The organism is Fredinandcohnia onubensis (genome assembly GCF_002734285.1).
Taxonomy (GTDB): Bacteria; Bacillota; Bacilli; order Bacillales; family Bacillaceae_L; genus Ferdinandcohnia; species Ferdinandcohnia onubensis_A.
Window position 1 is genome coordinate 119,912 of the sequence record NZ_NSEA01000023.1, and the last position, 20,160, is coordinate 140,071.

General features: G+C 36.5%; 24 protein-coding genes. 7 read left to right on the forward strand and 17 right to left on the reverse strand.

All coding sequences use genetic code 11. The annotated features are described in order from the left end of the window. Nucleotides 1-156 precede the first annotated feature (156 nt). A complete protein-coding gene (locus tag CKJ95_RS20250; protein ID WP_099355269.1) occupies nt 157-1,350 on the forward strand; it encodes a CapA family protein in 1,194 nt (397 codons plus the stop codon). Between the two features lie 31 nt (nt 1,351-1,381). Here CKJ95_RS20250 and CKJ95_RS20255 read toward each other — a convergent pair whose 3' ends face one another. From CKJ95_RS20255 to acnA, 6 genes are all read right to left on the reverse strand, one after another. Further along, on the reverse strand, nt 1,382-1,807 hold the full coding sequence (locus CKJ95_RS20255) for an acyl-CoA thioesterase (RefSeq protein ID WP_099355270.1): 426 nt from the start codon (nt 1,805-1,807) through the stop codon (nt 1,382-1,384). Between the two features lie 134 nt (nt 1,808-1,941). After that, nucleotides 1,942-2,175 carry a small acid-soluble spore protein Tlp gene (tlp, locus tag CKJ95_RS20260; protein WP_099355271.1) on the reverse strand — a complete coding sequence of 78 codons (234 nt, stop codon included), beginning with the start codon at nt 2,173-2,175 and terminating at the stop codon, nt 1,942-1,944. A 128-nt stretch (nt 2,176-2,303) separates the two neighbouring features. Continuing rightward, nucleotides 2,304-2,441, reverse strand: a complete 138-nt coding sequence (gene sspN / locus CKJ95_RS20265) for a small acid-soluble spore protein N (protein ID WP_099355272.1) — start codon at nt 2,439-2,441, stop codon at nt 2,304-2,306. A 100-nt stretch (nt 2,442-2,541) separates the two neighbouring features. Continuing rightward, a complete protein-coding gene (locus CKJ95_RS20270; protein WP_010282194.1) occupies nt 2,542-2,673 on the reverse strand; it encodes an FbpB family small basic protein in 132 nt (43 codons plus the stop codon). A gap of 159 nt (nt 2,674-2,832) precedes the next feature. Then, nucleotides 2,833-3,357: a TlpA disulfide reductase family protein gene (locus CKJ95_RS20275; protein ID WP_099355273.1), complete on the reverse strand. Its 525-nt coding sequence runs from the start codon at nt 3,355-3,357 to the stop codon at nt 2,833-2,835. 134 nt (nt 3,358-3,491) lie between these two features. After that, complete coding sequence (acnA, locus tag CKJ95_RS20280) at nt 3,492-6,200, reverse strand: aconitate hydratase AcnA (RefSeq protein WP_099355274.1); 2,709 nt, start codon at nt 6,198-6,200, stop codon at nt 3,492-3,494. A 219-nt stretch (nt 6,201-6,419) separates the two neighbouring features. Here acnA and sspO point away from each other — a divergent pair, with 219 nt between their 5' ends. Continuing rightward, the gene (gene sspO, locus CKJ95_RS20285) at nt 6,420-6,569 is read left to right on the forward strand and encodes a small acid-soluble spore protein O (RefSeq protein WP_099355275.1); all 150 of its coding nucleotides are present in this window, start codon (nt 6,420-6,422) and stop codon (nt 6,567-6,569) included. 38 nt (nt 6,570-6,607) lie between these two features. Here the strand turns inward: sspO and CKJ95_RS20290 are convergent, their stop codons facing one another. After that, nucleotides 6,608-6,862 carry a hypothetical protein gene (locus CKJ95_RS20290; protein WP_099355276.1) on the reverse strand — a complete coding sequence of 85 codons (255 nt, stop codon included), beginning with the start codon at nt 6,860-6,862 and terminating at the stop codon, nt 6,608-6,610. A gap of 127 nt (nt 6,863-6,989) precedes the next feature. On the opposite strand from CKJ95_RS20290, the gene CKJ95_RS20295 reads away from it, so the two are divergent. Beyond that, the gene (locus tag CKJ95_RS20295) at nt 6,990-7,133 is read left to right on the forward strand and encodes a small acid-soluble spore protein P (RefSeq protein WP_099355277.1); all 144 of its coding nucleotides are present in this window, start codon (nt 6,990-6,992) and stop codon (nt 7,131-7,133) included. 24 nt (nt 7,134-7,157) lie between these two features. Here the strand turns inward: CKJ95_RS20295 and selA are convergent, their stop codons facing one another. Next, a complete protein-coding gene (selA, locus tag CKJ95_RS20300; protein WP_099355278.1) occupies nt 7,158-8,573 on the reverse strand; it encodes an L-seryl-tRNA(Sec) selenium transferase in 1,416 nt (471 codons plus the stop codon). A gap of 150 nt (nt 8,574-8,723) precedes the next feature. Between selA and CKJ95_RS20305 the strand changes: the two genes are divergently transcribed. After that, complete coding sequence (locus CKJ95_RS20305; RefSeq protein WP_099355279.1) at nt 8,724-9,119, forward strand: Hsp20/alpha crystallin family protein; 396 nt, start codon at nt 8,724-8,726, stop codon at nt 9,117-9,119. A gap of 22 nt (nt 9,120-9,141) precedes the next feature. On the opposite strand, the gene CKJ95_RS20310 is transcribed toward CKJ95_RS20305, so the two are convergent. Beyond that, nucleotides 9,142-10,401 (reverse strand): SpoIID/LytB domain-containing protein, encoded by a 1,260-nt coding sequence (locus tag CKJ95_RS20310; protein WP_099355337.1) that lies wholly within the window; start codon nt 10,399-10,401, stop codon nt 9,142-9,144. Between the two features lie 131 nt (nt 10,402-10,532). On the opposite strand from CKJ95_RS20310, the gene CKJ95_RS20315 reads away from it, so the two are divergent. After that, nucleotides 10,533-10,967: a DUF2621 domain-containing protein gene (locus CKJ95_RS20315; RefSeq protein WP_099355280.1), complete on the forward strand. Its 435-nt coding sequence runs from the start codon at nt 10,533-10,535 to the stop codon at nt 10,965-10,967. Between the two features lie 43 nt (nt 10,968-11,010). Here the strand turns inward: CKJ95_RS20315 and CKJ95_RS20320 are convergent, their stop codons facing one another. The 3 genes from CKJ95_RS20320 to CKJ95_RS20330 all read right to left on the reverse strand — a co-directional run bounded on the left by CKJ95_RS20320 (nt 11,011) and on the right by CKJ95_RS20330 (nt 12,668). Then, nucleotides 11,011-11,472, reverse strand: a complete 462-nt coding sequence (locus CKJ95_RS20320; RefSeq protein ID WP_099355281.1) for a CcdC family protein — start codon at nt 11,470-11,472, stop codon at nt 11,011-11,013. 84 nt (nt 11,473-11,556) lie between these two features. Next, nucleotides 11,557-11,919, reverse strand: coding sequence for a response regulator (locus tag CKJ95_RS20325; RefSeq protein ID WP_180271259.1), 363 nt, complete (start codon nt 11,917-11,919; stop codon nt 11,557-11,559). A 41-nt stretch (nt 11,920-11,960) separates the two neighbouring features. Continuing rightward, nucleotides 11,961-12,668, reverse strand: coding sequence for a cytochrome c biogenesis CcdA family protein (locus CKJ95_RS20330; RefSeq protein WP_099355283.1), 708 nt, complete (start codon nt 12,666-12,668; stop codon nt 11,961-11,963). 210 nt (nt 12,669-12,878) lie between these two features. On the opposite strand from CKJ95_RS20330, the gene CKJ95_RS20335 reads away from it, so the two are divergent. Next, nucleotides 12,879-13,049 (forward strand): aspartyl-phosphate phosphatase Spo0E family protein, encoded by a 171-nt coding sequence (locus CKJ95_RS20335; protein ID WP_099355284.1) that lies wholly within the window; start codon nt 12,879-12,881, stop codon nt 13,047-13,049. An 11-nt stretch (nt 13,050-13,060) separates the two neighbouring features. Here the strand turns inward: CKJ95_RS20335 and CKJ95_RS20340 are convergent, their stop codons facing one another. Next, nucleotides 13,061-14,845, reverse strand: coding sequence for an ABC transporter ATP-binding protein (locus CKJ95_RS20340; RefSeq protein WP_099355285.1), 1,785 nt, complete (start codon nt 14,843-14,845; stop codon nt 13,061-13,063). Between the two features lie 3 nt (nt 14,846-14,848). Continuing rightward, entirely contained in the window at nt 14,849-16,597 is a 1,749-nt protein-coding gene (locus tag CKJ95_RS20345; protein WP_099355286.1) for an ABC transporter transmembrane domain-containing protein, read from the reverse strand. A gap of 164 nt (nt 16,598-16,761) precedes the next feature. On the opposite strand from CKJ95_RS20345, the gene CKJ95_RS20350 reads away from it, so the two are divergent. After that, on the forward strand, nt 16,762-17,151 hold the full coding sequence (locus CKJ95_RS20350; protein WP_099355287.1) for a VOC family protein: 390 nt from the start codon (nt 16,762-16,764) through the stop codon (nt 17,149-17,151). Between the two features lie 85 nt (nt 17,152-17,236). On the opposite strand, the gene CKJ95_RS20355 is transcribed toward CKJ95_RS20350, so the two are convergent. From CKJ95_RS20355 to tkt, 3 genes are all read right to left on the reverse strand, one after another. After that, entirely contained in the window at nt 17,237-17,461 is a 225-nt protein-coding gene (locus CKJ95_RS20355) for a YneF family protein (protein ID WP_099355288.1), read from the reverse strand. Between the two features lie 87 nt (nt 17,462-17,548). Next, nucleotides 17,549-17,989, reverse strand: a complete 441-nt coding sequence (gene sirA / locus CKJ95_RS20360) for a sporulation inhibitor of replication protein SirA (protein WP_099355289.1) — start codon at nt 17,987-17,989, stop codon at nt 17,549-17,551. A 145-nt stretch (nt 17,990-18,134) separates the two neighbouring features. Continuing rightward, on the reverse strand, nt 18,135-20,138 hold the full coding sequence (tkt, locus tag CKJ95_RS20365; protein WP_099355290.1) for a transketolase: 2,004 nt from the start codon (nt 20,136-20,138) through the stop codon (nt 18,135-18,137). Between the last annotated feature and the right edge of the window lie 22 nt (nt 20,139-20,160).

Below are 20,160 nucleotides of genomic sequence, written 5' to 3' on the forward strand. Positions count from 1 at the left end.
GCAAATAATTCGACAGTTTTCTAAAATCTCCTGCCAATTTATTTCGAAAGATGAAATATCTTTCGAATCATTGACAATATTCGATAAATTTCTAACATTTTTTCATAGTTTTGTATTATAGTAGAATTATCATACTCTGGTAAGGAGCAATGTTATATGAGACGAAGCAGAAAGAAAAAAAGGACACTATTTAGCACCAAATATCTCATTAGTACAATGATTTTATTACTTATTCCATTGGGCATTTATTTCACTCTAAATAATGTTAAAGCAAATACAAAAACAGAGGCTTACATTGCTCAAAATCATGAATTCAAAAAGACTGAGCAGAATTTCAAACCGTTTACAACATCAATGACACTATCAGCGATTGGGGACATCTTAATTCATTCCACCGTATATAATGATGCAAAAACTGACAATGGATATGATTTCAAACCAATGATTGCAAATGTGAAGCACTTACTTGAAAACGCAGACATTACGATTGCCAATCAAGAAACAATTGTTGGTGGAACTGAAATCGGATTATCTACTTATCCGAGTTTTAACAGCCCCTATGATGTAGCTGATGCATTTAAGGATGCTGGGGTAGATATTGTATCTATTGCGAACAACCATACCCTCGACCGTGGTGAAAAGGCAATTATTAGTGCTACAAATTATTTAAACAAAATTGGAATGGAATATACAGGAGGGTACCAGAGTCCTGAAGATAAAAGTAGAATTAGGGTATTAAATCAAAATGGAATTAACATTGCATTCCTTTCCTACACTTATGGGACAAATGGGATACCTGTCCCTAAGGGAAAAGATCACCTTGTTAACTTAATTGACATGGAACTCATAAAAAAAGATATAAAAGCAGCAAAAGAGATAGCGGATGTCGTGTCAGTAAGTATGCATTGGGGAAATGAGTATCAATTACTTCCGAATGACCATCAAAAACAATTAGCACAACAACTTGCAGATGAAGGTGTTGACCTCATTATTGGTCACCATCCTCACGTCTTACAACCGATGGATTGGTTAAAGGGTAAGGATGGAAATCAAACCTTCGTTATTTACTCATTAGGTAATTTCTTATCTGGACAGATGTGGGATTATAAAGATATTGGTGGGGTTTTAAAAGTTGAAATTATAAAAGAAGTAAAATCAAAAGATGAATCCATCATTCGTATTCAAAACCCACAATTTACACCAACATTTGTATCAAACAGGCATAACAAAAACTTTAAGGTAGTACCTCTCGAAAATGCCGGCACCTTCGGATTAAGTAATGCTTTAAGTAAATACGATGAAATGACCCACCATATGAATCAATGGCTTAACCAAGAAAGCAGTAACTAAAAAAACAAGGCACTTAAATGCCTTGTTTTTTCTATTCAACTTTCTTTTTTGCAGTTTCATATGCCTTATGCCATTCAGGGTAATGTTTTCTAATCGAAATTGGACGAAATGAATCTTTTTTCACACAAACATGTGAAGATGTAGCATTTACGGAAACTTCTCCATCTGGGCGTACAATTTCATAGCCATATATGACTCTTAGACCGTCATACTGTTCAATCCACGTCTTCACTAAAGCTGTTTCACCATATCGTAATGGTTTTTTGTAGGAAACCTGTAGATCAATTACAGGAGAAATAATGCCATCGCTCTCCATTGCTGCATAGCTAAAACCTAAATCCTTAATTAACTGGGTTCTTCCTAGCTCCATCCAAACTAAATAATTTGCATGATAAACAACACCCATTTGGTCTGTTTCTGCATAACGTACTTCGACTTCTTTTTTTGAAATGAACAATTCTAACCTCTCCCTATTGAGTTCTAAAGATGCTTTACATATATAGTAACATAAGTTGGAAAAGCCCTAAAAATGATTTCATTAGAAATTACAAAAATAGAGTATGCCATATAAGGTGGCATACTCTACAAGTTTTACTTATAACCATTTTCGCGAGCGGCAGCTTCGTCCTTTATTTCTTCGCGCATTGCAGCTATAGATTCTTCACGGCGTTCGTTCTTGGCCTGGATTCTCTGGCGCTCTTCTTCATTTGAAAATTGCATTGCATCATGTGACTCCTCGATATTCTCAATCGTGTTTTGGACCATGTCTTGTAGTCTTTCTACATTATCACTTCTATCATCTGGTTTAGCTTTGTTGTGCGTCATATCTTATTCCTCCTATGTATTAGTAATACATCTCTATTTTGCTTCAGTTATGATCATTTTATTTCTGGAAAAAAAATAAAAGGACGTTTTTGAAAACGTCCTTTTACTCGTGTGTGCTAATGGTAGCATTATTCACCTTTAGTTTGCATAACCTGAGCATGCTTTCCTGATGTATCCTGCATTTTTTTCCCTTTATTTCCACCAAATCCACGTGGTTGTGTACCAGTTTGGTTATTTTTAAATTGGTTATGATAATTTTTCGGCATTTTATTTACCCCTCCTCCTTTACATTATCACCCGGAAAGGGCTTTCTCATGTAAAAAGAAGAGTGGATCCTCTATCCAAATAAAAGATTTGATGGGAAATTTACTCAGCTTTTTCTAATCTTTTTTGCTCAAGTCTCGCCTCAATACGCTCCATTGCTTCTTGGTCTTTCAATAATTGCTGTTTGTTTTCATTAACCAAATCTGCAAAAGAAACCTTTCTAACTTTTCTCAATATTCTCACCTTCCTCTATCTACCATTGTAATAGTAATAATCTCCAAAAAACGATTAAATTATTACAAATTTTCGAAAATTTATTTAAAAATTAGAAAGAAGTGCATTTTTACTAAAAAAGGCATAAAAAAAAGAACCAAATCAAGTTGGTTCTCATCTTCACTTTAATTTTCCTACTTTAGCTTCTAACATTTCTAGGTCCATCTGTCCTTTGATGAAATCATTAATCGTTCCATCGGAGTTAATGAAAAAAGTTTCAGGTAATCCTAATACCTTATAATCACTACTTGCTTGATTTTTTGGATCAACTAAGAGTGGAAATGTATAACCTTTTCCTTCAACAAATTCATGTGCGTTTTCTGCCTTTACTTCAGAAGCTGTCATGTTGACTGCAAGCACTTCAATGTCATCACTTTTCGTTTCATAAAACTCTTGAATCTCAGGCATTTCCTCACGACATGGTTTACACCATGATGCCCAAAAATTAACAACAACTTTCTTGCCTTTTAGATCCGATAAACGAATTGTTTCATTTTCATCATTTAATAGCTGAAGTTCAAAATCTGGGGCCATATTACCAATTTCAATACCGGTTATCCCTCTTTTTTTATCTTCTACAAAATCAAAAACTGCATATCCGATAAGGCCAATAAGAATAAGTGGAATAATAATTTTTTTAACCATTTGTATCCTCCGTAAAAAATAAGCAATATCAAAGGTTTTCCCTATTATCATTATAACAATTTACCCATGTAAAAGGACAATATTAAAAGGCAGTTTTGTGAAATCCACAAAACTGCCTTAGATAGAAAAGGTTATTAACCCTTCATTTTTTCACGAAGTACCATTTGTAGGATACCACCGTGACGGTAGTAATCAATTTCAACTTCACTATCGAAACGAACAAGAACTTCAAATTCTTTCTTGTTTCCTTCTTCGTCAGTAGCTGTTACTTTTACATAGTCGCGTGGTCTTACATTTTCGTCAATTTGAACTTCGATTGTTTCTTTTCCAGTTAAGCCAAGAGTTTCAGCATTCTCACCTTGTTTGAATTGTAGTGGTAGTACACCCATTAATACAAGGTTACTGCGGTGAATACGCTCGAAGCTTTCAGCAATAACTGTCTTAATGCCTAGAAGGTTAGTACCTTTCGCAGCCCAGTCACGAGATGATCCCATACCATAGTCGTTACCAGCGATAACAACTAAGCCAGTACCATCTTGCTTGTATTTCATACATGCATCATAGATAGACATAACTTCGCCTGTCGGCCAGTGAGTAGTCCATCCACCTTCTGTACCAGGAGCGATTTGGTTACGAATACGGATATTCGCAAAAGTTCCTCTTGTCATAACGCGGTCGTTACCACGACGTGAACCATAAGAGTTAAAGTCACGAGGTGTAACACCTTTTTCTTGTAGGTATTTACCTGCTGGTGTATCTTTACCAATTGAACCTGCTGGTGAAATGTGGTCAGTTGTTACGGAATCACCGAATTTACCAACTACACGTAATCCACTTAATGGTTTAACTTCACCTGGTTCTTTAGATAAACCTTCGAAGAATGGTGGGTTTTGAATGTATGTTGAATCTTCATCCCACACATAAAGTGCTTCGTCTGTACTTTCAATTGCATTCCAACGCTCATTATCATCAAATACACGCTCATATTCTTTTCTGAATAGCTCAGGAGTAACAGTCTTTTTAACCTCTGCCTTAACTTCTTCTGCAGTAGGCCAGATGTCATTAAAGAATACATCGTTACCGTCTTTGTCTTTACCGATTGGTTCTTTTTCAAGATCGATATCAACAGTACCAGCTAGTGCATATGCCACTACAAGTGGTGGTGATGCAAGGTAGTTACCTTTTACTAGTGGATGGATACGTCCTTCAAAGTTACGGTTACCAGAAAGAACAGAAGTGATCACTAAGTCATTTTCAGCAACTTCTTTTTCAATTTCAGGAGCTAATGGACCAGAGTTACCGATACATGTTGTACATCCATAACCAACAGTGCTAAAACCAAGCTTTTCGAGGTACGAAAGTAATCCTGAATCTTCTAAATAACCAGTAACAACTTTAGAACCAGGTGCTAAAGATGTTTTTACAAATTTAGGAACTTCTAGGCCTTTTTCAACTGCTTTCTTCGCAACAAGACCAGCACCTAACATTACGTATGGGTTTGAAGTATTTGTACAACTTGTGATTGCAGCGATTGCAATGTCACCAGTCTTCATTTTTACTTCTTCGCCATCGTTGAACTTTACAGTAATTTCCTTATTGATTTCTTCAGGAGTTAAACCGTATCCTTGGTTACCAGTTGCTGTTAATGCAGTTTGGTAAGCTTCTTTCATTTTTGAAAGTGGAATTAAATCTTGTGGACGCTTAGGACCAGAAAGATTCGCTTCAATTTCAGAAAGATTGATTTCAACAACATCTGTGAAAGTTGGATCTTCAACATCTGGTGTATAGAATAAGCCGTTAGCTTTACTGTATTCTTCCACAACTTTAACTTGCTCTTCGTCACGGCCTGTTAAACGAAGATATTCTAACGCTTCGTTATCTACTGGGAAGAATCCGCATGTAGCACCGTATTCTGGAGCCATGTTAGAAATCGTTGCACGGTCTGCAAGTGGAAGTTGAGAAACTCCAGGACCGAAGAATTCAACAAATTTACCTACAACGCCCTTTTGACGTAATACTTGAGTTACTTTAAGTGCTAAGTCAGTAGCTGTTGTACCGTTTGGTAATGTACCTACTAATTTCACACCGATAACTTCAGGTACTGGGAAATATGAAGGTTGACCAAGCATTCCTGCTTCTGCTTCAATTCCTCCAACACCCCATCCAAGTACACCGATACCGTTAATCATTGTAGTATGAGAGTCAGTACCAACAAGTGTATCAGGGAATGTTTCAAATTCACCGTTTTCACCTTCAACAGCATGAACAACATTTGCTAAATATTCAAGGTTAACTTGGTGAACGATACCAGTTGCTGGTGGTACAGCACGGTAGTTATCGAATGATTTTTGAGCCCAACTTAAGAATTTATAACGCTCTGCATTACGTTCAAACTCTAGATCCATATTGAACTTTAAAGAATCTAGTGTACCCGCTTTATCAACTTGTACAGAGTGGTCAATAACGAGATCAACTGGAATTTCCGGGTTGATTTTTTGTGGGTCTCCACCCATGTCAGCCATTGCTTTACGAAGTGAAGCTAAATCAACTACAGCTGGTACTCCAGTAAAATCTTGAAGAATTACACGAGAAGGCTTAAATGGAACATCAACCTCTTGTAACTCATCAGTTCCCCATTTTGCTAAGTTTTCAACATGCTCTTTTGTAATTACTCTTCCATCAACTTGACGTAATACGGATTCTAAAAGAACCTTGATGGAATACGGCAATTTTGAAACGTTACCAATTTTCGCATCTTCTAATGCTTGTAAGCTATAATAGTTATACTTTTTGCCGTTTGCTTCAAAAGAAGAACGTGCATTAAATACATCATGCTTTGCCATATGTATGCCCCCTTCGTATAAATAATAACGCAATTTTAAATGATTGTCGAAATTTAAGAGATTATAAACTCTCCCATTTAATTTCCCTGCATACATATATTAATATAACTATATACATAAGTAAATAACAAGATTGTTATAATGCTCTATAAGTTTTTCTTATCGACTTGTAGGATAATTTAGTGAAAAAAGAATAAAATAAGGTCGGAGGTGAAAAGAATGTCGAAGCGTAAAGCGAATCATGTTCGACCAGGTATGAATGACGCAAGTGCCCAAGGTATAGGTGCGGGGTATAATGAGGAATTTTCTAATGAGCCATTAACGGCAGAACAACGACAAAATAATAAGAAGCGAAAGAAAAATCAATAATCATATAATTTGGCGAGCCCGCTTCACGCGGGCTTATTTTATTCGTTAACTTCATTCATGATGGATTGTAGATCCGATTGAAACTGTTCCAGCTGGGCTTTCTGATGTTCTGATGCCACTTCTAAGGCATTTTCAATTTGTTGATAGGCTTCATTCACTTCATTTTTCAATCGCTTTAAATGAGCACCATAGTCAGGATCATTGCTTACGATATTTGCATATACATCTTTCGCTTCCTCTGTTCCTTGTTGTGCTGCTTGAAAAGCTTGCTGTTTATCCTTATGATACGGCATATTATTCAACTCCCTTAAGGTAATCGTGCAATTATAGCTTACCTTTTTTCCAGAAAATCATTCAGAACTTAGGTCGCATAAAAAAGTGGAAAATCATTATCCTAATACATATGAAGGGGGGATAAACATGGGTGAAAAGAATACATTTAAGGATATTAGAGCAAATGGCGGCCAAAGTACAGGAAGCCAACCACAACCATTAAGTGGTTCAAAAAAAGTGAAAAACCGCAATCACACTAGACAAAAAAATAACCAAGGACATGATATGTAATAAATCATGGATAATAAAAAGCCGCTAATCTAGCGGCTTTTTATCGATTTTCGCAAAAGCTATTGCAATTCCTTCAATTTCATCTTGTTCTATGGTACGAAAATCTAGAAGTATTTCGTCATTTTTTATTCGTACAATAATTGGTGGTGATTGCTGACGAAGCAATGTTGCGATTTCAACAGCTGTTTTTTTAGGATGTTTTAAACAAACCGCGAAGGTTGGCACTTCCACACCTGGCATTGTTCCGCCCCCGATTGGTGAACCCTCTTTTCTTAGTTCAATATGATAATGATTTATTTTATCAGCTAAACAATGTACAAACCGTTGACAACGTTCTTTTATCTCTTCTTCAGTAGCCAATATATCCCGAATTGTAGGAATCGTCGAAGAATTGCCTTTAAGATATGAAAATAACGTGGCTTCTAATGCTGCATATGTCAATTTATCAACTCGCAATACTCGAGCAAGTTGATGTTTTTTTAATTGGTCTATCCATGTTTTTTTCCCTGCAATAATACCCGCCTGTGGTCCACCAAGAAGCTTATCACCACTAAAGGATACAAGGTCAACCCCTTGTGCTAAAACATCCTTTATAACAGGTTCATCCCCAATTCCGTGTCCTTTTAAATCATAAAGAACACCACTTCCTAGGTCTTCATAAATAACAAGGTTTTCTTTTTTCTCCTTTAATGTAACAAGTTCTGAGATACCAACAGTCTTTGTAAAGCCAATTGTTTTGAAATTACTTGTATGTACTTTAAGAACCATCGATGTTCTTTCAGTAATGGCATTCTCGTAATCTTCAAGATGTGTTTTATTGGTTGTTCCTACCTCAACTAGTCTTGCACCGCTTTCCTCCATTATCGCTGATATCCGAAATGAACCGCCAATCTCAACTAATTGACCTCGAGAAACAATGACTTCTTTGCTATTAGCCAAAGCACGTAATATAAAAAAAACGGCCGCAGCATTATTGTTTACTACCATCGCACTCTCTGCACCTGTTAATTCCGTGAGAAGTGACTCCACAATAGAATGTCGTGAGCCACGAATCCCCTCTTTCGTGTTATATTCTAAATTAGAATACCCCTTTGCGATTTCTACAACATGTTGAATAGCTTCATCACTAAGTCTAGCCCTTCCTAAATTGGTATGTAAAACCGTTCCAGTCGCATTGATTGTTTTGGTTAGGTAGTATTTCGTACTGTGTTCTAGCTCCTCTTCGCTCTTTCGATATATAAAACGAACCATATCTTCCTTTGAAGAAGCCTCTTCATTCCAATCCCCATTAATAATTTCATTACGAACATTATTTACGACATCCCTCATAATGTTAGTCAGATATTCCTTATCCACATCATATTTATTTTGAAACTGTTCAAATGCTGTATAAGCTTGCAGCTCATGAATTGCAGGGAGCAGTTGAAACAAATTTTTCATCCTCTATTCCTCCACTAAAGCAGGTTTACGTCTATTTTTACATGATTGCCGCCTACTTTACAAACAGATTGTACCATTTTTACTATTTCACTATCACGAACACCTTCACTTGTGAATATCCTGAATATAGAATTCCATGGAGGTCAGAACATGAATAATTTTGATGATTCAAATCCTCTTTCCTTAAATGGCTTGGAGGAGTGGATGAAACAGTTTCTCGAAGACCCATATCTATTAGATGATTATCAATTTCGAATTGATTTATTTGAAACACAAAATGACTATATTATCGAGGCTGAACTTTCAGGTTATCAGCCCGAGCAGATCCAGTTAGACGTTAAGGATGATACGTTCCATATCAAATTAACAGATTGCAAAAATCCTCCAAATAACAAAGTATTAACGGAAAGAGTTGTAACCCTTCCTTTCGAATTAGAAAAAAAGAAGATAGAAGCACTATTTCGAAATGAAATCCTTGAAATATATATTAAAAAAATTGGCAAACGCAAAAAAAAGAGGAACAAAATAAAAATAAAAGTCCTGTGAAAGCTACAGGACCCTTTCTATTTTATTTATGTTCATAATTCGTAATTGACGTTCCGGGAAAATAAAATTGTATAATCTCATCATAGTTTTTTCCTTTATCTCCCATTATACTTGCTCCCCATTGACTCATCCCTACTCCATGCCCGTATCCTCTGCCACGCATCACATATTTCGAATCGTCTGAATCAAGAGAGTCTATATAATAGCTCTTAAAAATCGTACCACCAATCATCGGTCGTATTCTATTCAGGTTCACATCATGGAGGGTAATATTTCCTAAAAGGATCGTACCATCAATTAATCTTTGCAAAAATTCCACTTCAATTGAACCCGTCATGGAACGTTTTGAGTTATATTTCTTTGGATTCACCTCAAATTTTGGGATCGAAAGGATGGCTATATCTCCTGGATAACCTTGACGATTTATTGATCTTTTCATGGCAGCTGCTATCTCTTTATCTTTTTCCTTTAGCCCATCAAATACATCAATAGAATCCCAATCTATGTCTTCTAGATTTATTTGGGTTTTCGATATTGTAAATTCCCACGGGTGGACTGGATCAAATGGATCTTCTTTAATTGGATAAAATGACCTACTTTTCCCTCCCCACACATTTTTATTATTCTCGGTCATACCACCATTGCTTGCTGAATAAAAAGCATCAATTAATTTATTTTTATATGTGATCACTTGCCCCCTTGTTGCTTCAACAGCTTGTGTGGTACGTACATTCCAAGCATATCCCCCATATACCTGATAGAAAGTCGTATCATCCATATCTTCTTTCATACGGGAAACTGCATACGTTCTTGCTGCTAAGGCTTGGGCCTTTAATGCTTCAATATTCCATGAGGAAAACACCTCAAGTGGGACAACCCCTTTTAAGTAATCTTCCAAAGGGAGCTGATTAACAGGACGCACATAATGATTATTTTCCACTTGAAACTCCATAGCACCTAAATATGGTCGTTCATCAATATAGACACGATGATTCTCATCATAATTTCGGGGAATTAATAAAAAGCTAGGGTCTACTTGTTGATTGACTTCTCCTCCTCTGAGATACAAATTCCCTTTTTTGACATATAGCCGGTAGTTCACTCCTTCTTGTAATGATAGTGTCGGGTCTATAGTGAAATAGTCTCCAGTGATGCGCATCTGAATTTCTTTCGTATCCCCGACAAAATTTTCAAGTCGAACACGTACTAATTCTTCGGCACTCCCCTGATAAAGACCGAATGCAAATAAAAACATACACGTAAAAAATAGGATCTTTTTCATATCCATATATTTCCCAATCACAAAGATAATATGAAGTCTTATAAAAACCGAAATTTTCATATAAAAGAAGGTTTCTTTCTTTTAAAAAACCTGTCAGTTAAGGTATAATGAAGCATTGAGGTGAGCAATTCATGCAGTGGGAGTTAACTGGTTGGTTTTTATGGTTTATATTGATATGGGTATTCTTTTTCATTACACTTCTTGCAATTGGCGGCTTTTTTATGTTCCGTAAGTTTTTGAAAAAGCTTCCAAAGGAGGATGGAAAGTCTGATTTAGATTGGCAGGATTATTACATAGAAGAAACACGTCATTTGTGGCCAAGTGAGCAGAAGGCGTTATTGGAGGATTTAGTTAAGCCAGTACCAGAGCTTTTTCGTGATGTTGCTAGACAAAAAATCGCTGGAAAAATTGGTGAATTGGCTCTAACAGAAAAAGCAAAACAAATTTCACAAGATTTGGTGGTTAGAGGTTATATCATAGCCACACCGAAACGAGACCACAAATTCTTATTAAAAACATTAAAAGAAAAACAAATAGACGTCACTCCTTATAAAGAATTATTTTGATTATAATGAAAAAACCTCGGTATTGGCTACTGAGGTTTCTTCTTTATAGGGATGAAGCAAGCTTTTTATATTTTACATACATCGCAATTCGCCATGGTACAATCATGGCAAAAGCAAGAATCCAAAACATTCCACTCAATTCTCCGAAATCAATCGAAGTACTTAATACCGATTTTAAAACAATTCGAATGACCAATAACCCTACTAAAATATAAATAAACGCCTTTGAACGTTTCATATATATCTCATTTTCTCTAATTTCAAATGATGAAGTTTTGATTAAAAGGATTGAAAATAGAATCCCTACCACGACAGCCTCTAGGACCTCAACTGGTGTCACGCGAAACATTGGATGGACAAACATGAGTGCACCTGTGCTCATGAAAACGGGAGGTAAAATTATTTTTTTAACTGAAGCGGGTTTTTGGGCAGATTTTGCTCTTAGAAAGGTTACGAAAATCGCCATCATAATTGCGACAATGGAAGATGCAATAACCAAATAAATCAGTCCTTTTTATGAATCGTCTAGAAATTTCACTTTTAGCAAATGAAACCCACTTAAGACGATCAATCTTAAATGGGTTTATATCTAATTTAATACTCTATTAACCGCCTCTACAACCCGACTAGCATCAAAAGGCTTTACTAGATAATCTTTAGCTCCAGCTGAGATTGCATCAACGACCATTTTTTGCTGACCCATGGCAGAACACATAATAATACGTGCCTTTGGATCGATTTCCTTAATCATTTTGACGGCCTCAATGCCATTCATTTCAGGCATCGTGATATCCATTGTGACTAGGTCTGGATTTGTCTCTTTGTATTTTTCGATCGCCTCAATACCATTTACAGCCTCTGAAACAACCTCATGACCAGCCTTAACAAATATATCTGTGAGAGTAAGTCTCATAAATTTAGCATCATCAACAACTAGAATTCTAGCCACTATTCTGGTCCCCCTTAAACTACTTCTTAAGTAGCTAACTTCGACTAAAAACCAGTAAATCCTCCAAAAATAGCAGTTGCGTATGCAATTATTTTTGTCATCCAGTCAAAATAAAGAACAACACCCATAATAATCATTGCATATCCGCCGATTTTTACAATTTTCATGCTGTTTTTGCGAATCCATTGTAATCGTCCGATGAAAAATGAAAGGACAAGAAATGGAATAGAGAATCCTAAAGAGTACAACACCATATACAACATTGCAGAATCTGGATTTGTACCAGCAAGTGCAATAACGGACATCAAAATAGGACCCATGCAAGGTGTCCAACCTGCTGCAAATGCCATACCGATAAAAATAGATCCAACATAACCCGCTGGTCGATTCTTAAATTCGATTTTGCGGTCCTTCATTAAGAATCCAGGACGGATGATCCCAAGCACAACAAGACCAAAGAATATAATGAGGATTGCACCAATTTGACGAATTAAGTCCTTATAGTCACTGAAAATTTGTCCTACATAGGATGTCCCGAAACCGAGCATAACGAAAATAATCGAGAATCCAATTAAAAAGAAAATTGTATGTAAAATACTCCGTCTTTGCAACATTGCATTGTCTGATTTCAATTCACTTACTGATGCACCCGTTATATAAGATAAAAATGCTGGATATAGCGGTAAACAACAAGGCGAAATAAAGGATAAAAACCCTGCACCAAAAGCAAGAAATGCATTAACATCTGCCATTTTAACAACTCCTAATTCGTTCATCAATATCATTCTAGCAAAAATACCTCAGTAATCATAATTATTAATATGAACGTTTTGTGTCATAGCCCTATTCTTATGTTGAATATATTTCCAAATAAGTTATTTACCATCGATTTACCATTATATGTTATACTATAAAAAACTCGTCCATGACGGAGCTTAATAACAAATGAGAGGGTAATTTCTGTGTCTAAAGAACAACTTCTACTTAAAATTGAACAAAAAAGAACTGAGTTGGTTGAAATTGTCTTGAAACACGGTTTTACAGCAACACATACCATTAAAGTAAGTCAAGATTTAGACAATCTATTAAATCAATATAATACGGGTAGAACGGAAAAAAGCCTTTCAAATTAATGAAAGGCTTTTTACATAACTGCATTTTCGACATGATCTACACTGCCGTTCTGCAGTAAATACATTTTGTAATATAACCCCTTTTGGGCTAATAATTCTTTATGTGTTCCCCTTTCTACAATTTCCCCTTGGTGTAATACCAAAATTAGATTCGCGTCTTGAATTGTTGACAATCGATGAGCGATTGCGATTGTCGTTCTTCCTCTCCTCATTTTTTCGAGTGCCTTTTGAATCTCTTCCTCTGTTTCTGTATCAATGTTTGCAGTAGCTTCATCCAATACCAATATTTTCGGATTCGTCACAATGGTCCTTGCAAACGCTAGAAGCTGCCTTTGACCACTCGAGAAAGTCGACCCTCGTTCTACTACCTGAAAATCATATCCACCTTCTAATTTTTTAATAAAACCATCTGCCTGAACAAATTTAGCTGCTTCTTCAATGTCATGATCTTTAATATCTGGATTATTTAAACGTAGATTGTCTTTAATGGTCCCAACAAATAAAAATGGATCCTGAAGCACTAAGCCCATTTTGTGACGTAGTTCATTATTTTCATATGAGTTAATAGAATGTCCATCAATTAAAATATCTCCACGTTCAATATCATAAAATCTCATTAGTAAATTTATAATCGAACTTTTCCCACTACCTGTATGACCAACAAGAGCAACTGTTTCCCCTTGTTTGGCTGTAAAAGAGATATTTTTTAAAACATCTCGTTTTCCATCATAAGAAAAGCTGACATTTTTAAATTCAATTTCTCCTTTTTTTACCGATGGATTCTCAGTCCCAATTGTTTGGGGAGCCAGCTCATCATGATCTAGAAGTTCAAATACCCTTCCTGATGCAACAACTGCTTGTTGTAGCAGAGATAAACGCATCATCATATTATTTACTGGCTCAAAAAACCGTTCAAGATAATTTACAAATGCATAAAGTACACCAATTTCTATCGGACTCTCAAGTGATGAAATTCCGAAAAAGCTAAGCACCAGAATTATTGTCACGATATAAATGAAATCAACTGCCGGTCTCAGTAACAAACCGTCTAGCTTAATATTTTTAATTCCCGCTTGATAATGCGCATCATTGATTTCAGCGAACTCACGACGTAGTCTTTTCTCTTGTCGGAACACCTGAATAATTGCCATTCCTTGAAGTGATTCATTAAGCTTTGCGTTTAGCTGACTAATACGTTCTCGCATATCGTGGTAATATTTAGAACTGAATTTGCGATAAGTTTGCATTAAAATATACAGAATTGGAATTAATAGTAAGCAAAATAGAGCAAGCTGGACATTAAGATAAAACATCGCAATAAAAATTCCGATTAAAAAGACACCGTTTTGTACAAAAGTCGCAACAACCTCAACAAACATATCTTTGATTGCTTCCGTATCATTCGTAACCCTAGACACAATACTGCCACCTGGTGTTTTATCAAAATACTTTAATCCAAGCTTGTGGACCTTTGAAAATACCTCAATCCGCATTTCACGAATAATTTTCAATGCGATTTCTTGAAACTTTACCAATTGAAAATACTGAAGGATTACCTTTGAAAAATGAATAAAAAGGTAAATCGCCCCCAAATAGATTAGTGGCTGAACAGGTAAATGTCGTGGTGTTAAATAATCGTCTATGAAAATTTTTATTAATATCGGACCAACAATGTCCGCGATCGTTGCGAGTAACAGCAATAGGAATGCAAAAATAAATTCTCGAGTATGCGTTTTCGTATAGGAAAGCAGTCTTATTAATGCAGTCCTTTGGTCTTTTTTCGTCATTTTGTCCATATTCTACCCTCCATGCTCAACAAGAGATTCAAGCTGCTGACGATGATACATATCACGATACCATCCTTCATCCTCCATAAGCTCGTCATGCGTACCATGTTGAGCGATCCTGCCATCCTCTATGACAAGAATCTGATCGGCGTGCTGAATTGCACTTAAACGATGAGATGTGATAATCGTTGTTTTTCCTTGTCGATTTTCTCGTAAAGCACGTAAAATTCCCTCTTCTGTTTTAGCATCAACAGCAGATAATGAATCATCAAGAATTAATATTTCTGGGTTCATTAAGAGAGCTCTAGCAATTGAAATTCGTTGCTTTTGTCCTCCTGATAAAGACACCCCACGTTCGCCAACAACTGTTTCATATCCGTCAGTGAACTGCAATATGTCATCATGGATATTTGCAAGCTTTGCTGCTTCGAAAACTTCATTTATTGTTGCATCCGGTTTTGCAAACGCGATATTATCCGCCACTGTTGCCGAAAAGAGAAAATGATCCTGAGGAACATACCCAATGCCTTTTCGTAAGGCGTCTAGTGTATACTCTTTAATCTCTTTATCACCTATTAGTATCTTACCCTCATAGCCTTCTATTTCACGAATTAATAGTTTTAACAAAGTCGTTTTTCCTGCACCTGTTTTTCCAACAATACCAAGTGTATGGCCTTGTTTTAAGTTAAAAAAGATCTCTTTAAGAGTCTGTTTTTGTTCTCCAGCATATGCAAAATCAGTAATTGAATAAGCGACATCACCTGATGGGGTTGTTTCACTCGCATTCTCACAATCTTTTATTTCCATAGGTTCAGCCAGGAGCTTTGAAACCCGGTCATAGGAAGCTCTCCCACGCTCAACAATATTAAATAGCCACCCAAAAGCAAGTAGCGGCCAAATTAGTAGACCTAAATATGTTGTAAAAGTGACCAATTCTCCTAGTGTCATCTCACCAGATAGTACATACCTGGAACCAAACACAAGTGCTAGAAAGAAAGAAATACCTACAATTAATGAAATCGTTGGATCATAAAGGGCATCGACTTTTGCTACGGAAAGATTTTTTTGAACAACATCATCGGATTGCTTTCGGAAGACATTTGTATCCTCTTCCTCCTGCCCAAAGGTTTTTATAACCTTAATCCCACTAACACTTTCTTGTACTTTATCATTTAGACTCGAGAAAGCCTCCTGTGCCTTATGAAATCTTCTATGTAAAAGTGTTCCATAATAATTTGTAGAGAGAGCCATAAACGGCAATGGAATGAGACAAATCAAAGTAAGCTTCCAATTTATTGTAAATGCCATCGTCAATAATACAAACCCACCTGTTGCAAGCGAGTCAACTAAAGTCAGGACACCTGATCCCGCTGTCTGTTGAATCGCTTGCAAATCGTTTGTGGAATGTGCCATTAAGTCACCAATTCTTCTTTTCTGGAAAAATCCTTGCGACATCTTCGTAAAATGTTCATACAAACGGTTCCTAAGTAATCTTGCTAATTTGACGGACGAACCAAAAATCATAATTCTCCAAAAGAATCGAACGATATAAACGGTACACGCAGTGCCTAACAAAATAGCTAACCACCTAAATAAGATTTCTTTGGTCAGTGTGCCCTGTGCAATAAAATCAACCGTCATACCAATTACTTTTGGTGGAACTAATTCCAATAAAGCAACAATCATTAATAAAAAGATACCAGTAATGTAAGATTTTTTTTCTTGTTTAAAAAACCACATTAAATCTTTAAAGATTTTCATCCTATAGTCCTCCGAAAGACGAAATAAGTGCCATAATAGTTTACCAAATTTTTAAAATTCTAGGAAGATGCTTCCAAGCTTTTAGTGAGAAATAAGTGTAAAATATTCTATTTGCTTAAAAGTTCTACTATAATGGGTTTAGAGAAAAAATGAGGTGAATATTCATGATTAAATATAAGGAACTTCATCATGTGAGTTTAACGGTAACGAATCTTGAAAAGGCAAAGGATTTTTACAGCAATATTCTGTGTTTGAACGAGATTGAACGGCCTAATTTTGATTTCCCTGGCGCCTGGTATGCGATTGGAAACCAGCAGTTACATTTAATTAACCTACCGGAATCTCAAACAATTCGGAAGGATAAAAGTATTAGTAGTCGTGAAGGTCATTTTGCACTAAGAGTTGAAAACTACTATGACACATTAAATTGGTTATCAATAAATAATGTGACCGTTCTAGAAAAACCGGATAGTGTCAGTGGTTTTGCGCAAATCTTTTGTGCAGACCCTGATGGAAATTTAATTGAGCTCAATGTTGATCAAATGGAATTATAAGAGTGAATACAAAAAAGCCACTTTTCGAGTGAAATTCTCACTAGAAAAATGGCTTTTTATGGTAGTTGGATGCATGTCCAAGTTATTATTGCTTGTCCATTTGACCGTTCATTGCTTTTAGCATTTGATTGATCTTCTTTTGTGAAGGCTTTTGACCCATTTGCATCATCATTACTTTTAGCATTTGCTCATTGATTGGTGGATTTTTCTTCAAGTAATCCATCATGTATTTACGTGCAATAAAAAATCCTAATGCAACGCCACCAAGTAAAGCTACCACGATTAGTAAGATAGCTAACCACATTTGCATAAAAAAACTTCCTCCTTCATGTTGTCTCATTACAGTGTACTAAACCATTAGCTATTATACAATATTTGTTTTATGTTTTCCTAGCTTTTATACAAACTTTCTTTCTTTAATCGGGTTTAACCACCCATATTTGTTTGCATTAAAATCCATCGCTAGGAAACAACGATCATATTTACGAAGAATTTCAAAAAATGCCGTCTCAGCTTCAAAGCTGCCTGTAGACTCTAAATGGATGGAATCATTATGTATCGTAAGTTTTGCAAAGCTATTAAATTCATTCCATTCAAGAGTGTGCATATGACTTTGACGCCTATAATAGGAATAATGAGCTAGGCTTCCTTCAATTTTTTGGTGGATACGTAATGATGGAATCGCTCTTGTAATAAAATCAATTTGTTTATTGAGTATTTCTTTCCGTTCATGGTTAGATTGGTTGTGCTCTAAAAATAAATGATAGATTAGTGATTCCCGTCCAAAGTAATGAGTTGCAAATTCTTCTTCTATTAAATAAATGTGGTATTCTCTCATACTCTTTCCTCCTAATACTATCTGTTAAGAATAGTATATTCGAAAGAGTCTGTGTTTTTTGTCTGACGTTGGAGTAAGAATCGTCTAGTTTTGTCGAAACTTTTGTTTATGTAGAAAAAGGGCCCGAATAGACCCCTTTTCTTTGCTATTGAAGCAATTGTTTAACACGGTTTACTACATTTTCAACTGAGAAGCCATATTCCTTCAGTACGATTTCACCGGGGGCCGAAGCACCAAATTCATGGATACCAAGAATATCTCCCTCATCGCCAGTATATCTTTCCCAACCAAGTGGTGTTGCCATTTCAATCGCTAAACGTTTTTTCACATTTGTAGGAATAACGGACTCTTTATATTCTTTTGACTGGGCCTCGAAGCGATCCCAAGAAGGCATACTTACAACTGACACCTCAATATTTTCACTTGCGAGTTGTTTTTGTGCCTCAACTGCTAGACTAACCTCAGATCCTGTTGCTAATAGAAGAGCTGCTGGCTGTCCAGATTTTGCAGGTGATATAACATAAGCACCTTTCTGAACACCATCATAAGCTTTCTCGGCTGTTCCTTCTATTGTTGGTAGGTTTTGTCTCGTTAATATGAGGGCTGTAGGAATTTCTTTCGATTCAATAGCCGTTCTCCATGCAGCCGCTGTTTCATTTCCATCCGCTGGTCGAATGACAGATAAATTTGGCATTGCACGTAATGCTGGCAATTGTTCAACAGGCTCATGCGTTGGTCCATCTTCTCCAACCGCGATACTATCATGGGTGAAAACATAAGTTACAGGAACTTTCATTAAAGCAGCTAATCGAATCGCTGGTCTTAAATAATCGGAGAATACAAAGAATGTTCCCCCATATACCTTAACACCACCATGAAGAGCCATCCCATTTAAAGCAGCACCCATTGCAAACTCACGTACTCCAAACCATATATTCCGACCACTGTAATCCTTTGGCATAAAGTCAGCAGCACCGTTAATCATTGTTTTATTTGATCCCGCTAAATCCGCCGATCCTCCAAAGAATTGCGGCACACTCTTTGCAATAGCATTTAATGCTTCACCAGAAGATGCCCTAGTTGCAAGCTTCTTACCTACCTCATAAACTGGCAGCGTCTTCTCCCAACCATCAGGAAGTGTACCCTCTATTGCCATTTCTAACTGCTTTCCGAGTTCTGGATTAGTCTCCTTATAACGACTGAACATTTGGTTCCATTCTTGTTCGCTTTGTTCTCCAGTTCTTTTCACTGTTTCCTCAAAATGAGTATATACCTCACCTGGAACATGAAAATCATTTTCAAACGTCCAGTTATACGCTTCCTTCGTCAATTTTAATTCATCAGCTCCCAATGGTTCACCGTGTGCCTTTGACTTTCCAGCCCGATTTGGAGAACCATAACCAATTGTTGTTCGAACCTCAATGAGAGCTGGACGGGATAAATCACCTTTAGCCTCTTCAATTGCTTTATCAATCGCTTCTACATCATTTCCATCCTCAACACGTACATATTGCCAGCCATAGGCCTTATATCTTTGTTCGATTGATTCTGAGAAAGCTTGATTAAGATCACCATCAAGTGAAATATCATTGGAATCATATAAAACAATTAGTCGACCCAATTTTAAATGTCCTGCTAATGATGAAGCTTCACCTGATACTCCTTCCATCAGGTCACCATCTCCACAAATCGCGTATGTATAATGGTTAACAATTTCAAATGAGTCTTTATTATAGACACCTGCTAAATGACGTTCTGCCATTGCCATTCCAACAGCCATTGCAATACCTTGACCGAGCGGGCCAGTTGTTGCATCAACACCAGCTGTATGGCCATACTCAGGATGTCCTGGGGTTTTACTGCCCCATTGGCGAAATTGTTTTAAATCATCAATCGTTAAGTCATAGCCTGATAGGTGCAACATACTATACAATAATGCAGAGCCATGACCCGCAGATAGAACAAATCGGTCACGATTGAACCAATTTGGATTCTTCGGGTTATGTTTCATATGTCGAGTCCACAGAGCATATGTCATGGGTGCGGCTCCCATTGGCATACCTGGGTGTCCTGAATTTGCTTTTTCAACTGCATCAATAGAAAGTGTTCGAATTGACGCTATCGACAAGTCAGTTAGTGAGTGTGTCATAAAAGTAAACATCCTTTCAAAA